Origin of the sequence: Geothrix sp., from assembly GCF_020622065.1 — a bacterium.
Classification (GTDB): domain Bacteria; phylum Acidobacteriota; class Holophagae; order Holophagales; family Holophagaceae; genus Geothrix.
The window spans coordinates 816,927-831,917 of record NZ_JAHRYQ010000002.1 but is presented as its reverse complement, the minus strand read 5'-3'; the positions used below and the strand labels follow the sequence as shown (position 1 = coordinate 831,917).

At 65.1% G+C, this 14,991-nt stretch carries 10 protein-coding genes; 8 read left to right on the top strand and 2 right to left on the bottom strand.

Annotation, left to right across the window (positions count from 1 at the left end; all coding sequences use genetic code 11):
* Window positions 1-149 precede the first annotated feature (149 nt).
* The 8 genes from QZ647_RS13270 (at window position 150) to QZ647_RS13235 (ending at window position 13,209) form a co-directional block, all read left to right on the top strand.
* Entirely contained in the window at window positions 150-2,828 is a 2,679-nt protein-coding gene (locus tag QZ647_RS13270) for an OmcA/MtrC family decaheme c-type cytochrome (RefSeq protein ID WP_291272622.1), read from the top strand.
* A gap of 318 nt (window positions 2,829-3,146) precedes the next feature.
* On the top strand, window positions 3,147-3,299 hold the full coding sequence (locus tag QZ647_RS13265; RefSeq protein ID WP_291272621.1) for a hypothetical protein: 153 nt from the start codon (window positions 3,147-3,149) through the stop codon (window positions 3,297-3,299).
* Window positions 3,300-3,363: 64 nt separating this feature from the next.
* A complete protein-coding gene (locus tag QZ647_RS13260) occupies window positions 3,364-6,003 on the top strand; it encodes an OmcA/MtrC family decaheme c-type cytochrome (protein ID WP_291272620.1) in 2,640 nt (879 codons plus the stop codon).
* Window positions 6,004-6,194: 191 nt separating this feature from the next.
* Window positions 6,195-6,584 carry a helix-hairpin-helix domain-containing protein gene (locus QZ647_RS13255; protein WP_291272619.1) on the top strand — a complete coding sequence of 130 codons (390 nt, stop codon included), beginning with the start codon at window positions 6,195-6,197 and terminating at the stop codon, window positions 6,582-6,584.
* Window positions 6,585-7,170: 586 nt separating this feature from the next.
* Window positions 7,171-9,777 carry an OmcA/MtrC family decaheme c-type cytochrome gene (locus QZ647_RS13250; RefSeq protein ID WP_291272618.1) on the top strand — a complete coding sequence of 869 codons (2,607 nt, stop codon included), beginning with the start codon at window positions 7,171-7,173 and terminating at the stop codon, window positions 9,775-9,777.
* A gap of 133 nt (window positions 9,778-9,910) precedes the next feature.
* Window positions 9,911-10,267 carry a helix-hairpin-helix domain-containing protein gene (locus QZ647_RS13245; RefSeq protein ID WP_291272617.1) on the top strand — a complete coding sequence of 119 codons (357 nt, stop codon included), beginning with the start codon at window positions 9,911-9,913 and terminating at the stop codon, window positions 10,265-10,267.
* Between the two features lie 41 nt (window positions 10,268-10,308).
* Window positions 10,309-12,600, top strand: coding sequence for a cytochrome c biogenesis protein CcsA (gene ccsA, locus QZ647_RS13240; protein WP_291272616.1), 2,292 nt, complete (start codon window positions 10,309-10,311; stop codon window positions 12,598-12,600).
* Window positions 12,601-12,762: 162 nt separating this feature from the next.
* A complete protein-coding gene (locus QZ647_RS13235; protein WP_291272615.1) occupies window positions 12,763-13,209 on the top strand; it encodes an Rrf2 family transcriptional regulator in 447 nt (148 codons plus the stop codon).
* Between the two features lie 88 nt (window positions 13,210-13,297).
* On the opposite strand, the gene QZ647_RS13230 is transcribed toward QZ647_RS13235, so the two are convergent.
* Window positions 13,298-13,852: an Rrf2 family transcriptional regulator gene (locus tag QZ647_RS13230; protein ID WP_291272614.1), complete on the bottom strand. Its 555-nt coding sequence runs from the start codon at window positions 13,850-13,852 to the stop codon at window positions 13,298-13,300.
* Window positions 13,853-13,991: 139 nt separating this feature from the next.
* On the bottom strand, window positions 13,992-14,984 hold the full coding sequence (locus QZ647_RS13225; RefSeq protein WP_291272613.1) for a dihydroorotate dehydrogenase-like protein: 993 nt from the start codon (window positions 14,982-14,984) through the stop codon (window positions 13,992-13,994).
* Window positions 14,985-14,991 lie beyond the last annotated feature (7 nt).

Genomic DNA, 14,991 nt, shown 5'->3' with positions numbered 1-14,991 from the left:
CGTGATTGCATCGAAACTACTGATGTAGAAGGAGGTTCATGGCCGAGTTGACCCCAGGGGACCTCCCTTATCCGCTTTTTTAGTCGTCACTGCTTTTGTTAGCCCCTTTTTACGAATAGTTCCACCCACTCACAACGGAGAAAAGAACCATGAAGCAACCACCTCTCAAACAGCTCTGCGGGCTCATCGCCACCGCAGCGGTCGCCCTGGTGCTGATCGGGTGTAACGGGAAGGCCGGTCAGAACGGTCTGAACGGCACCAACGGCACCAATGGCACCAACGGCACCAACGGGACCAATGGCACCAACGCCACCATCACCGTGAACGCCGCCCAGATGACCCCCGATCAGTGGGGCGACCTCACCCTGAAGGGCACCATCACCAGCGCCACCGTGACCAACGGCAAGCCCGTGGTGAACTTCACCGTGACCAACGGCACCGGCACCCCCGTGGTGGGCCTCGGCTTCACCACCAAGGCCTCCAACGCCCTGGTTCCCAGCTACGCCAACATGTCCTTCGCCATCGCGAAGCTGGTGCCCGGCACGAACGGCAGCCCCAGCAAGTGGGTCAGCTACATCGTGACCTCGATGCCGAACACCACCACCGCCACGGCCCCCGCCAAGCCCACCACCGACAACGCGGGCACCCTGGTCGACAACGGCGACGGTTCCTACAAGTACACCTTCTACCGCGACATCACGGCCGCCCAGGGCGTCCTGGATGCCGCCACCTACACTGGCAACAACCTCAAGGCTGACCTGGGCGATGTGACCTACCAGCCGGCCCTGACCCACCGCATTGCCCTGCAGATCAGCGGCAACGCCCGTGGCACCAGCACCAACACCCCCGATGCCACCAACTCCGGGATCGCCGGCGTCACCGTCAAGACCCCGGCCAACATGTGGTACGACTTCATCCCTGCCACCGGCAAGGCTGTCGCGGCCACGGACGAGCAGCGCAACATCGTGGACACGGCTTCCTGCAACCGCTGCCACACCAAGTTCAACGGCTTCCACGGCAGCAGCCGCATCAGTGCCGAATACTGCGTGGTCTGCCACACCGACCAGCGCAAGTACGGCAATGCCGAAGCCACCAAGACCGCCACGGGCTACTCCGGCAGCACCAGCAAGATCAACGGCCTGGCCGTGGGCGATTTCCCCGCCTTCATCCACCGTCTCCATGCCGGTGAAGAGCTGAGCAAGGACGGCTACAACTATGCCGGCATCCCGTTCAACGAAACCACCTATCCCCAGGACCTGCGCAACTGCGCGATGTGCCACACGGCTTCCATCGCTGCCACGCCCCAGGGCGACAACTGGAACACCAAGCCCAGCCGCATGGCCTGCGGCGCCTGCCACGACAAGATTGACTGGGCGACCGGCGCCAACCACGCGGGCGGTGCTGCCACCTCCGATGTGAACTGCTCTTCCTGCCATGGTGCCGCCGGCATCAAGCTGAACCACATCCCCGTGGCTCCGCCGAACCCGGCTTTCGCCACCGGTGGCTACACCAACGGCTCGGCCCTGGCCGCCTACACCAACAACCTGCCCGCCGGCGCCATCAAGGTCACTTGGGATCTCAAGAGCGTGACCCTGAACGCCAGCTCGCAGCCCGTCTTCGAATTCCGCTTCCTCCAGGACGGCGCCCGCGTTGACTTCAATGTCGCCAGCGCCACCAAGACCGAGATGTGGGACAACTTCGTGGGCGGCCCCAGTGTCTACCTGGCCTACGCGGTGCCCCAGGATGGCGTGGCCACCCCCGCCGACTGGAATGCCACTGCCAGCGGCTACATCAAGAAGATCTGGAACGGCACCGCCACCGGCGCCGCTGCGGGCACCATGACCGGGCCTGACAGCTCCGGCTACTACAAGATCACCCTCACGGGTGTGAAGGTCCCCACCACCGCCACCATGATCACCGGCGGCATCGGCTACACCTACAACAAGAACAGCCAGTCCATCACCCAGACCAATGTCCCGGGCTACGCCTACGACACGACCACGATGATGGGTGGCCTGAGCGTTCCTCCCCCCAATGTCACCAAGCTCGTCAGCGGGACCCTGCCCACCGGCTTCGCCGCGCAGGCCGCTCGCCGCACCATCGTCACCAACGCGAAGTGCAACGAGTGCCATGTGGCCCTGGGCGTCTTCACCGCCTCGGCCTACCACGCTGGTGAGCGGAACGATGCCTACAGCTGCACCTTCTGCCACTCCGTCAACCGGGCCAACAATGGCTGGAGCGTGAATGCGAAGGATGCCATCCATGCCCTGCACGCCTCTTCCGTGCGCGAGAACAAGTTCTCCTGGCACGCGGATGTCGCCCAGTTCTGGAAGCCGACCTACCCGGCCATCCTGAACAACTGCGAAGCCTGCCATGTGTCCGGCACCTATGACTTCACCGCCAGCGGCTCTGCTGCGGCCCTCCCGAACCTCCTGGCCTCCACGACCGCCTATGGCGATTACAAGAAGGCTGTGGACGGAACGGTGCTCCCTGCCGGTTCCACCCTGCCTGTGGTCACCACTGGCAACGAGGCCTTCGGCAACTACTACTCCCCCTATGTCGGCTGGGGCAACTACGGCACCACCTTCGCCGTGTCCGCCGCGGGTGTCACCACCCCCGCGACCCTCACGACCCTGGTCACCTCGCCGATCACCGCCGCCTGCTGGGCCTGCCATGACAGCAAGCCTGCCGTCGCTCACATGCGCGGCAACGGCGGCACCATCAACGAGACCCGCGACCTCCTGGCCGTCCGGACCGAGCAGTGCATGATCTGCCACGCCTCCGGCAAGACCGCGGACATCAAGGCCGTGCACATGAACTTCAAGTAGCCATCCAACCGGAGCGCGGTTCGCCGCGCTCCGGACGCACCACCCGTACGATGAAAGGACCCGGCGCTTTCGAGCCCGGGTCCTTTCTTTTGTGCGTGCGCCCTTCGGGGGGGTAGCCAGCCAGGCTGGGGTCGTTGCAACGGGGGAGGTGCAGGTGGTCCATCTGCCCTTTGGAATTAGTCGGGGCCTCCGGTTGATGGGCCGTCTCAGTTTTGTCATGGGGCCCGTGACAAAGATCACAAGGCTGGTTGACGCGTTAAATTACCGGCAGATCCTCATTGAAGAAGATCCGAGGAACGCTCCTCCTGAGGATGCCGCGTGCTTCTCTCCATGCCTGGTCCCGCCCCCATGCGCTGCCTTCGGCAGGCTGGGGCCGAGTTGAGCCTGGGCTGGGTGACCACCTTCGGATCGGCCCAGGGCTTCTGCGGCACCGCCAACCAGAGGGTGCGGCGGCGGCGGGCCTACGGCTAAGGCGCATCCCAACTCCCCCATCTGGCTCTTCAACCGCAGTTCGATTTCCCGAAAGGAATGAAACATGGAACACCGACCTCTCAAACAGCTCTGTGGGCTCATCGCCACGGCCGCCGTCGCGCTCGTCCTGATTGGCTGCAACGGCAAGGCCGGCCAGAACGGTGCCAACGGCACAAACGGCACGAATGGAACGAATGGCACCAACGGCACCAACGGCACCAACGCCACCATCACCGTGAATGCCGCCCAGCTCAGCCAAGACGAATGGGCGAAGCTCTCCCTCCGCGGCTCCATCACCAGCGTCACCATGGGCGGCGCGCCGGTCGTGAACTTCTCCATCACCGATGCCCAGGGCATCCCGGTGATCGGCTTGGCCCAGAAGAGCTCGACGGGCGCCTACTCGAACTTCGGCTTCGCCGTCGCCAAGCTGGTCCCGGGCGACGCCACCTCGAAGAGCCCCAGCCGCTGGGTCAATTACATGGTCGTGACCACCCCCGCTGCGGGCAAGGCGGCCGTGCCCGGCTGGCCCCACACCGAGAATTCCGGAACCCTGAAGGACAACCTGGACGGCACATACACCTACACCGCCGCCCTGGATCTCACCAAGGCCAAGGGCTATGTGGATGGCGCCACCTATGACGCCACGCACTTGAAGGCGGATCTCGGCGATCTGACCTACGAACCGGCGTTGACGCATCGCGTGATCGTCACCATGGGCGGTTACCAGATCGGTACCACCACCACGGCGAAGGATACGGCCAACCTCACCTACGACCTCATCCCCTCCACGGGCAAGGCCGTCGCGGCCACGGATGCCGAGCGCCTGATCGTCGACACCGCTTCCTGCAACACCTGCCACACCAAGCTGTCGCTGCATGCTGCCCAGTTCCCGCCCATCCAGGACGCGAAGCTCTGCGCGGTATGCCACACCGATCAGCTGAAGTACGGCAGCGGCGAGTCCCTGCCTGCCACGGGCAACACCCTGGTGGCCGCCGGCCTGTACGGCAGCACCCAGCGGCTCCAGGGCATGGCGTTGGCGGATTTCCCGAACATGATCCATAAGATCCACACCGGGGAACTCCTGTACTACCAGGGCTACAACCAGTTCCTGGCCTACAACGAGGTGACCTATCCGCAGGACCTGCGGAACTGCACCAAGTGCCATACGGCCTCCACCGCCACGCCCCAGGGCGACAACTGGAACCTGGTCCCCAGCCGCCTGGCCTGCGGCGCCTGCCACGACAACATCGTCTGGGCCACCGGCGCCAACCACGCGGGCGGCGCGGCCACTTCTGACGCCAACTGCAGCTCCTGCCACGGCGCGGCCGGCGTCAAGCTGAACCATGTCCCCGCGGTGCGGCCTGACCCGAACAATGTCTGGAACGGCGGCACGGGCACCAACACCAATGCCTCCTATGTGGCGGCCTACACCGGCAACCTGCCCGCCGGCGCCGTGACGCCCACCTGGGATCTGAGCAGCGTGACCATCAACGCCAGCCAGCAGCCCGTCCTCAAGTTCCGCTTCCTCCTGGATGGCAAGGCCGCGACTTTCAACGCGCAGCCTGCGGCGGCGGACGCCACCGTGGAACTGCTGCCGAACTTCGTGGGCGGCCCCAGCGCCTATGTGGTCTTCGCCGTACCCCAGGATGGCATCGCCAAGCCCGCGGACTTCAATGCCTCGGCCAGCGCCTACATCCGCAATGTCTGGAACAAGACCGTCACCACCAGCGACATGACCGGCCCCGATGCCAGCGGCTACTACACGCTGACCATCAAGAGCGTGAAGATCCCCACCACCGCCACGATGATCACCGGCGGCATCGGCTACAGCTACGGCATTCCCAACACCCAGCCCCTCACCCAGACCAATGTGGCTGGCTACGCCTACAACGCCGACGGCAAGCGGCAGGGGGGCGTGAGCGTTCCCGCGCCCAACACCTTCAAGGTTGTTAGCGGCACGCTGCCCACCGGCTTTGCCGCCCAGACGGCCCGCCGCACCATCGTGAGCAACGCCAAGTGCAATGACTGCCACGCGGCCCTCGGCGTCTTCACCGAGAAGGTCTACCACGCTGGTCAGCGCAACGACGCGCCCACCTGCTCCTGGTGCCACACCGCCAACCGCGCCAACAGCGGCTGGAGCGTGAACGCCAAGGATTCCGTCCACGCCCTGCACGCCTCCGCCGTCCGCGAGAACAAGTTCTCCTGGCACGCGGATGTCACGCAGCTCTGGAAGCCGACCTACCCGGCCATCCTGAACAACTGCGAAGCCTGCCACATCTCCGGCACCTACGACTTCTCCCTCAGTGGCTCCGCGTCCGCCCTGCCGAACCTCCTGGCCTCCACGGCCATGAGCGGCACCACGGCCACCCCCGCCACCCTGGCCGTGGTCACCACCGGGAATGAACCCTTCGGCATCTACTACGCCCCCTGGGTGCAGCCCAACACCATCTACGGTGCGGGCTTCAGCTTCACCGCGGCCACCGGTGCCTATGCGGATGGCGCGGGGACCAACATGGTCATCTCACCCATCAGCGCGGCCTGCTTCGCCTGCCATGACAACACGGCGGCGATCGCCCACATGAAGGGCAATGGCGGCACCATCAACGAGAACCGCAGCCTGCTGTCCACCCGGACCGAGCAGTGCATGATCTGCCACGGCACCGGCAAGACCGCGGACATCAAGGCTGTGCACATGAAGTTCTAGTCGCTGTTTCCCGGAGTCCGGCTTGCCGGCTCCGGGGCGCACCACCCCGCCCTGACGAAACGGCCCGGACGCTTTGCGTCCGGGCCGTTTCGCGTGGATCCCACGGCGGCCTGCCCACCGTCGGCGCGGGAGCCGGCCGTTGACGATTGTCAGCCCACCGCCTGACAATCAAGCCCCGACTGGAGTGAGCCATGATGAACCGAGCCCTCAAGACCACCCTGCTGACCCTGGTGATGACCGCTGCTGCCGTGGCCCCCGCGCAGGATCCTGCCCAGGACCAGCGCCTGACGCCGAAGAAATCCAGCAGCACCGCGGCGAAGGCCAAGGCCCGGGCCGCGCGCATCAAGGCGAAGGAGAAGGCCAAAGCCGAGGCGGATGCCAAGCGCATCGACCTCAATACGGCCTCCAAGGAGCAGCTGAAGACCGTCCCGGGGATCACAGACGCCTATGCGGACAAGATCATCGCCGGGCGCCCCTATCTGACGAAGGCGCACCTGGTGACCAACGGGGCCCTGCCTGAGGGGGTCTACCTGGCCATCCGGGACCGGGTGGCCGTACGGAACCCGGCCGCCAAGCGCTGAGGGAAACCCGCGGAGCCCGGCGGCCCGCCGAGCCGCCACGATCGCGCCAACGACCTCGCCACCTCCCCGAAGAAGCCGCTGCACCCAGGACCCGGAGCCGACCCGCTCCGGGTCCTTTCGCATGGGGCCGGGCTCGAGTGGCAAAGGTCACAACTTTGTCGCAAGTGGGAACCTCTGGTCGCCGATTCTTTTTTCAAGCCTCCTCCGTCGGATAAAGCGGGAGAGGCTGAAAGGCATCATCCGCGTGATCTTGCAGATAACAAAAGGTCTAGACACCCAATTTGTATTGGCATCTTTTTAAGCATGAAGGCATATGCATGAGGATCATATCCACCTTTGAGGTGATCAAAGGGATGGCTATCCTTTGGGTGATTTTTGACATAGGCATCAGCTTTCTGTGGATTGAACATCAGCGCCTTGCCGGCGCACCGGACCCACAGATGCATTCCTTCGCGCTGGCTTCCTTGGGAATCCCGCGCCCGCCCCACCCAGTTCCACAGGGGGTGCGTGATCCGGTTGCTCAGTCCCAGGACCCCTCCACGCGTCTCATGACTCTTAGTTCCACCTCCACCAAGGGAGAAAAGACATGCAACACAAACCCCTCAAACAGCTGTGCGGCCTGATCGCCACCGCCGCCATCGCGCTGGTGCTGATCGGCTGCAATGGCAAAGACGGCAACGCCGGCCTGAACGGGACCAATGGCACCAACGGGACCAATGGCACCAATGGCACCAATGGCACCAACGGCATCACCATCGTCGATGCGGATCGCCTGACCACGGATCAGTGGGCCAACCTCAAGGCCACGGTCAAGGTCACCAGCGTCACCATGGGCGCTGCCCCGGTGGTCAACTTCCAGGTGACCGATGCCGCCGGCATCGGCATCCGGGGCCTCGGTGGCTTCACCTCCAAGAGCTCCACGGCTCTTGTCGCCAGCTATCCCAACCTGGCCTTCGCCATGGCGAAGCTGGTGCCCGAGGATGCCGCGACCAAGGCTCCCAGCAAGTGGGTCAGCTACATCGTGACCAGCACCCCGACCACCACTGCCGCCGCGGCCCCCACCCGGCCCACCACCGACAACACCGGCACCCTGGTGGACAACGGCGACGGCACCTACAAGTACACCTTCTACCGCGACATCACCAAGGTCCAGGCGGCCCTGGATGCGGCCACCTACACCGCCCCTGCCGCCAAGGCCGACCTGGGTGATGTGACCTACGCGCCCAACCTCGTGCACCGCCTCAGCATCCAGTTCTCGGGCGCCGCCCGCGGGACCGGCAGCAACACGGCCAACGGCGTGACTGTCACGCCTTCCGTCAACATGACGAACCCCATCAATGTGATCTACGACTTCGTGCCGGCCACGGGCGCCCCCGTCACCGCCACGACGGACATCCGCGATGTCGTCTCCATCAACAACTGCAATGAGTGCCATGACAAGCTCGCCTTCCATGGCGGCGGCCGCGTGGAAGTCCGCTACTGCGCCGTGTGCCACACCGACCAGCGCAAGTTCGGCTACGCCGAAGCCACCACCACGGCCACGGGCTACGATGCCGTCGCCGGGCAGCGCAAGATCAACGGCGGCGCCGTGGGCGATCTGACGGCCATGGCCCACCGGATCCACATGGGCTCCGAACTGACCAAGACCGGCTACAACTACGCCAATGTCAAGTTCGAGACCCTCGGCTACTCGATGCTCGACGGTGGTCAGCGCATGTGCTCCAAGTGCCATGACGGCGTGGCCCAGGCCCAGAACTGGAACCTGAAGCCCAGCCGGCTGGCCTGCGGCACCTGCCACGACGCCGTGGATTTCGCCACGGGCGCGAACCACATGCCGGGCACCAATGTCCCGCAGCTCAACGATCTGGCCTGCACCATCTGCCATGACTCGGCCGCGATCAAGACCTACCACATGACCGCCAATGTGACGCCCCACAACCCGACCGTTGCGGCCGGCCTGGTGAACTTCACCTACGAGATCAAGTCCGCCGCCGTCTCCGGCACCACCGCCACGGTCGTCTTCAAGATCAAGGCCGACGGCAAGGACACCACCTTCCTGCCCGCCGCTGCCGGCCCTTTGAACACCAACAGTGGCAGCATCCTTACTGGTTTCACCGGCGCTCCCAGCTTCCTGTTCGCCTACGCCCAGGATCAGGACGGCATCACCGATCCCGCCGACTACAACAACCTCGGTCTCAAGAACGGCCAGCCTCAGTCGGTTTCCCTGATCACCCTTCGGGACAATAGCAAAGCTGCGGCTAGCGGAACGATTTCCGCCTCAGTCGATGCCAGCGGCTACTACACCGCGACCGTGCTGAACGCCTTCCCCGCCACCGCCAAGCTCCGCTCGGTTTCGCTGCAGGGCTACTTCACCCAGGTCAGTCCCGCCGCTGCCCGCCACGCCATCTCCGTGGTCAAGGCCGTCACGGGTGATGCCGTCCGTCGCACCGCCATCGATTCGGCCAAGTGCGCCAAGTGCCACGAGTGGTTCGAAGGCCACGGCGGCAACCGCGTCTATGAAGTCCAGGTCTGCGTCACCTGCCATGTCCCCGGCCTCACCACCAGCGGCCGCGGCACCTCCGATGCCCAGATCAACGCCTACTATGTGCCCTCGAACAAGTTCTCCGCCAAGGACCTGGTCAGCCTGAAGAACTGGACGGGCATCGACTTCACCACCAACCCCGTTCCGACCAACCCGAATGTGGCCCTGAAGTTCCCCCAGACCACCAACAACTTCAAGGACATGATCCACGGCATCCACGCCGGCGCCGATCGCACCAGCCCCATCGCGATCACCCGCAACCGCAGTGGCAACATCACCATCGTGGACGGCGCCCGGGTCGGCTTCCCCGGCATCCTGAGCAACTGCCAGAGCTGCCACACCTCCACCGGCTACAACATGCCCACCTCCGGCAAGCTGCTGGCCAGCCGCGAACTGGCGGACAACGGCGCCATCCTGACCACCGCGGACGCCCAGACCTCGATCGACACCGTCAGCGCCACGGACAAGATGATCACCCCGTTCACCGCCGCCTGCGTCACCTGCCATGACAGTGCCGCCGCCAAGGCCCACATGGTCACGAACGGTGGCCAGATCAAGGTGAACCGCAGTGCCCTGAACATGACCAGTGAAGCCTGTGGCGCCTGCCACGGCGCGGGTTCGCAGTTCGGCCCCACCGCTGTTCACAAGTAAAGAAATAAAAAGGGAAGGGTGGTGAAAATCCACCCTTCCCATCCATAGAAGACGACCCGGGTATGTGACCGTACCCGGGTCGTTTTTGTGTTCTCCTGGGTCGGGGTTTCATGCACCCCCACGGAGACCACCCATGACGATCCGTACCCTCAGGACCTGCCTGGCTGCTGCGTTGCTCCTGCTGACGGCCGCCGCTCCGCTGGCCGCCGAAGACCAGCCGGCCGCGAAGGGCAAGGCGGCCAGGGCGCCCAAGGCGCCGGCGATCGCCCCCAGGACAAAGGGCAAACTGAAGCCCGTGGACATCAACGGCGCCGCCAAGAACGAACTCAGTTTCATGCTGGGTATTCCTGAGGAGCTGGCGGCCAAGATCATCGCAGGGCGGCCTTACCACTCGAAGGCGCACCTCCTCACGCGCAACATCGTGACTCCCGAGGTCTACGCGCGGATCAAGGACAAGGTCGTCGCCAAGCAGTCAGGCGCGATCCGCTAGCCACTCAGTCGAACCCTCCTTCCTTAACCAGGATCGGATCCATGAAAAAACTGTTCGCGTTTCTCGCTTCCCTGAAGCTGGCGGTCATCCTGCTCATCCTGCTGCTGGTCGGCCTGTCCGTGGGGACCATCGTCGAGACCCGCACCGGCGCGGAAACGGCCGGCCGCCTGGTCTATTACGCGTGGTGGTTCCTGGGGCTGCAGGGGCTGTTCGCCCTCAACCTGGCCCTGTCCATCGCCGACCTGTTCCCGTGGACGAAGAAGCGCATCGGCTTCGTGGTGGTCCACGCCTCGCTGCTGCTGATCTTCGCGGGTTCGGCCGTCACATATTTCTTCAAGATCGAAGGTAACCTCAGCCTCTGGGAAGGGGAGAGCGCCTCGGTCATCGAACAGCACATCCACGCGAACGGACAGCACCAGGAGAGCGAGACGGTGGTCCGCCACCAGCTTCCGTTCACGGTCAAGCTGGACGACTTCGTGCTGGACACCTACCCGGGCACCATGCGGCCGGCCGGATTCTCCAGCCAGGTCCAGATCACGGATCATGAGACCGGCAAGACCTTTCCGGCCAAGATCTGGATGAACAACGAGCTCCACCACCGGGGCTACGCGCTCTTCCAGTCGAGCTACCAGCAGATGGCCGGCCGCGAGGCGACTGTGCTCGCGGTGTCCAAGGATCCGGGTCAGTCCATCGTCTTCACCGGGTTCATCACCCTCATCCTGGGCATGATCATCGTACTGGCCACGCGCGCCTCCCAGAGCCGGAATGGTGCCCTGGCGAAGCCCACGGCGCCGGGAGCGGGCCGGACGGCGCTGTTGGCGCTGGCGTTGCTCGGCGGTGCGCTCAGCGCCCAGGCCGCCCCGGCCACGGAGTCTCTGCGACGCCTGCCGGTGCAGCATGATGGCCGCGTCATGCCCTTCGACACCCTGGCGCGGGAGATGGTGTGGACCGTGACGGGAGCCTCTTCCTGGAAGGGGGAGGATCCCGTGGCGACGGTCTCGGTGTGGCTCTTCAATCCCAATGTGGGTGCCGAATCGCCAATGGTCCTGGTGGGGTCGGATGCCCTGGCCAAGGCCCTGGATTTCCCGGCCTCCACCACCCATGCCTCCTTCGTGCAGTTCGTCCGCAACCCGAAGCTGGTGGGGCTGCTGCAGGCCGCCCATCAGGCCGAGGCGGAGCGGAGGCCGCTCCAGGGCCTGCTGCAAGACGCGCAGAAGCTCGAACAGCGCCTGCTCGCCATGCAGTCCATCGGGCTCAACCAAGCGGTGCGGCCGCTCCCCGTCTCCGTGGATCCCAAGGCCCGCTGGCGGGCCATTCCCGAGCCGACGCCCGAGGGCATGGAGCGCCTGATGCAGGGACCCCGCCAGGAAGGCTGGCCTTCGGTGGAGGCGATCGATCGCGAGATCTTCTACAACCGGCTGAACCCCGTCCGTCTGTCCTGGATCATCCTGCTGGCCTCCCTGGCCGCGTCCATCGTGGCCTGGAAGCGGCAGAACCCGATGCTGGACCGGGTGGCCTTCGGATTGCTGATCGGCGGCTTCGCCATGATGACCTGGGGCATCCTCCTGCGCTGGAATGTCGGCGGCCGGATCCCCGCGGCGAACATGTATGAATCCATGCTCTTCCTCGCCTGGGGCGTGGGATTGTTCGCGGTCATCGCCTATGCGCTGCTGCGGAACCGCCTGGTGGTCCTGAACGCGGCGGTCATGGCCGCACTGACCATGGCGCTCACCGACCTGCTGCCCATCGACCGCTTCATCCACCCCATCGCGCCGGTGCTCGCCGGCACGCCCTGGTTGGCCATCCATGTGCCCATCATCATGGTGGGCTACGCCATCCTGGCGCTGGGCCTCGCCGTGGCCCACATGCAGATCGGTGTGACCGCCTTCGCCCCGCGCCGGACGGAACTCGCCGACCGGATGTACGACCTCCTCTACTGGTACATGTTCGTGGGCTCCATCTTCCTCATCGCCGGCATCATCACGGGCTCCATGTGGGCCGCCTCGTCGTGGGGGCGCTACTGGGGATGGGACCCCAAGGAAGTCTGGTCCCTGGTCGCCTTCCTGGCCTACATGGCCATCCTGCACGCCAAGATCGACCGGATGCTCGGGAAGTTCGGCGTGGCGGTGGTCAGCATCCTGGCCTTCCAGACCATCGTGATGACCTACCTGGGTGTGAACTTCGTCCTGGCCACGGGCATGCACTCCTACGGCATGGGCGATTCGCCGGTGGTGATGTGGATGGTGCTGGTGGCCCTCGCCGAGGCCGCCTTCCTGGCCTGGGGCATCTGGTCCTTCCGAAAGAACCGCGCCCTCACGGGTGGAGGGGCCTGAGGCTCACTTGATCTGGCTGTTTCGGGGCCCTGCTTCAGGGCCCCGTTTTTTTCCTCCCCGAGACATCCGTGACGAAGATCACAAGGGTGGTTGACTCGTTAGATTACCGACTGATCCTCATTGAAGAAGGCCACTGTGAAACCCTGAGTACAGGAGGCGCGCGTGTTGCCCTTATCCCAAACCACTGGTTACGCGCTGCGCGCCATGCGCTGTCTTCAGGAGCCGGGTGGGCAGCCGGTCCTGGTGGAGTCGGTGGCCGATTACACGGGGATCCCGCGCTCCTATCTGTCCAAGCTGGTTCACAAGCTGGCGAAGAAGGGACTGGTGACCGCGCGGCGGGGGCACCACGGGGGGGTGGTGCTGGCCAAGCCGGCGACGGAAATCACCCTGGAGGATCTGTCAGAGGCCATCGATGGCGTGACCTGGCGGAACCGCTGCCTGGTGGGGCTGGCCGGCTGCTCGGACGAGACGCCCTGCGTCCTCCATGAATTCTGGGGAGAGACGCTGGACATGATCCTGGCCCGCCTGAGGGGCGTCACGCTGGCGGACATGGCCCGCCACCAGGACCCGGGCGTCGAGCGATTCCGGGCGGACCACGGGCTCAACTGATCGTTCCACCCAAGCCCGTCGACGGGAATCGAGAGCGCCTGCCAAAACCCAGACGGCCGGGTTTTGGCAGGCGCTCTCAAAAGGTGGGCTAGGCCTTCTTGGGGGCGGCCTTCTTCGGCGCGGCCGGCTTGCGGGCCGCGGCGGCAGGCTTGGCGCCGGCGGGCTTGGTGGCCTTCTTGGGCTTGGGCTTGAGCTTCTTCTCGGGCAGGGCATCCGCCAGGCGCCAGGTGCGGCTCTGCTGCTCGAAGGTGCGGATCTCCTCGAGGGAGATGTCTTTCAGGCAGCGGTGGATGTGATCGCGCTCGGACTTCCAGAAGGTGTGGGCGGGGCAGGCGCGCTCGTCGGTGCACTCCGAGAAGCCCAGCAGGCACTTGTTCCGCCATTCGGAACCGTCGACGGCCTCGGCAATGAGATCGAGGGTGATCTCCTTGGCCGGCAGGGCCAGCACCACGCCGCCCTTGTTGCCGCGCTTGGCCATCACCAGGCCCACCTTGGCGAGCTTGTGGATCATCTTCGAGAGGTAGGGGCGGGGGAAGCCCGTGCGGGCCGCCACATCCACCACCAGCGTCGGCTTGCCGCCGGGATCCTCAAGGCAGCTCATGGCCAGAACGGCGTAACCGGAGGACTGGGACAGAGGAAGCATGGTCACCTGCGCAGGTTATGGGCGGTTGTCGATTCTGAATGATAGACGATCTTTAGGTCAATCACAGCAAAGAGTGTACTTTCTTTCACAATGCGCGAGACCCCCGGAGAGCCGGGGGTCTCGTTGGAAAAACAGGGTTTCAGGCCCTCCAGCCGTTCAGGATGCGCATGTAGTTCGCGCGGGTGAAGGCCTGGGCGTTCGGGCACTTCTGAAGGCTCATGCTGCCGCGGGCCTGGGCCAGGGACTCGTACTCATGCTCCTCCAGCCACTCGGCCAGGGTGGCGCGGGACTGGGCCAGGCGCTCGGGGCCGTGGATCAGGAGGGCGGATACCATCTGCACGGCGTCGGCGCCAGCCATCACGGCCTTGAGGGCTCCGATGCCGTCGTGGACGCCGCCGGAGACGGCGAGGCTGCCCTTCATGTGGTGATGCAGCACGGCCAGCCAGCGCAGGCGGAGCAGCAGGTCCTCGGGCCCGGACAGCTGCAGGCTGGGCTCGGCGGTCAGCTCCTCCACATTGATGTCGGGCTGGAAGAAGCGGTTGAAGAGCACCAGGCCATCGGCGCCAGCCGTCTCCAGCTCCCCGGCGAAGTGCGCCAGGGAGGAGAAGAAGGGCGAGAGCTTCACGGCGACGGGGATCTTCACCTGCGCCTTCACGGCGCGCACGGCGTCGAGGGTGCGCTTTTCCACGGCGGCGGCGGTTTCCGTGGGATCCGTGGCCAGGTAGTAGACATTCAGTTCGAGGGCGTCCGCGCCGGCCTGTTCCATGAGCTGGCCATAGTGCAGCCAGCCGGCCGGAGTGGTGCCGTTCAGGGAGGCGATGACGGGCACGGCCACGGCCTGCTTGATGCGACGAAGCTGCTCGAGGTACTTCTCAGGGCCGAGGCGGAACTCATCAGGCTGGGGGAAGAAGGAGATGGCTTCCGCGCTGGAATTGGAGCTCAGCTCCATGTCCATGATCATGCCCTGCTCTTCGCGGGTGATCTGCTCCTCGAAGAGCGAGTGCATGACGATGGCGGAGGCGCCGGCATCTTCGAGGCGCTTGACCATGCCCATGTCATCGACCAGGGGCGAGGCGCCCGCCATCAACGGATGGGCCAGCTTGAGGCCGAGGTAGGTGGTCGAGAGGTTCATGTCGTCT

Bases quoted from the DNA above. Each gene is read 5' to 3' on its own strand.
- QZ647_RS13270 (WP_291272622.1), top strand. From the start codon at position 150: ATGAAGCAACCACCTCTCAAACAGCTCTGCGGGCTCATCGCCACCGCA.
- QZ647_RS13260 (WP_291272620.1), top strand. From the start codon at position 3,364: ATGGAACACCGACCTCTCAAACAGCTCTGTGGGCTCATCGCCACGGCC.
- QZ647_RS13255 (WP_291272619.1), top strand. From the start codon at position 6,195: ATGATGAACCGAGCCCTCAAGACCACCCTGCTGACCCTGGTGATGACC.
- QZ647_RS13250 (WP_291272618.1), top strand. From the start codon at position 7,171: ATGCAACACAAACCCCTCAAACAGCTGTGCGGCCTGATCGCCACCGCC.
- QZ647_RS13245 (WP_291272617.1), top strand. From the start codon at position 9,911: ATGACGATCCGTACCCTCAGGACCTGCCTGGCTGCTGCGTTGCTCCTG.
- ccsA (WP_291272616.1), top strand. From the start codon at position 10,309: ATGAAAAAACTGTTCGCGTTTCTCGCTTCCCTGAAGCTGGCGGTCATC.
- QZ647_RS13230 (WP_291272614.1), bottom strand. From the start codon at position 13,852: ATGCTTCCTCTGTCCCAGTCCTCCGGTTACGCCGTTCTGGCCATGAGC.
- QZ647_RS13225 (WP_291272613.1), bottom strand. From the start codon at position 14,984: ATGAACCTCTCGACCACCTACCTCGGCCTCAAGCTGGCCCATCCGTTG.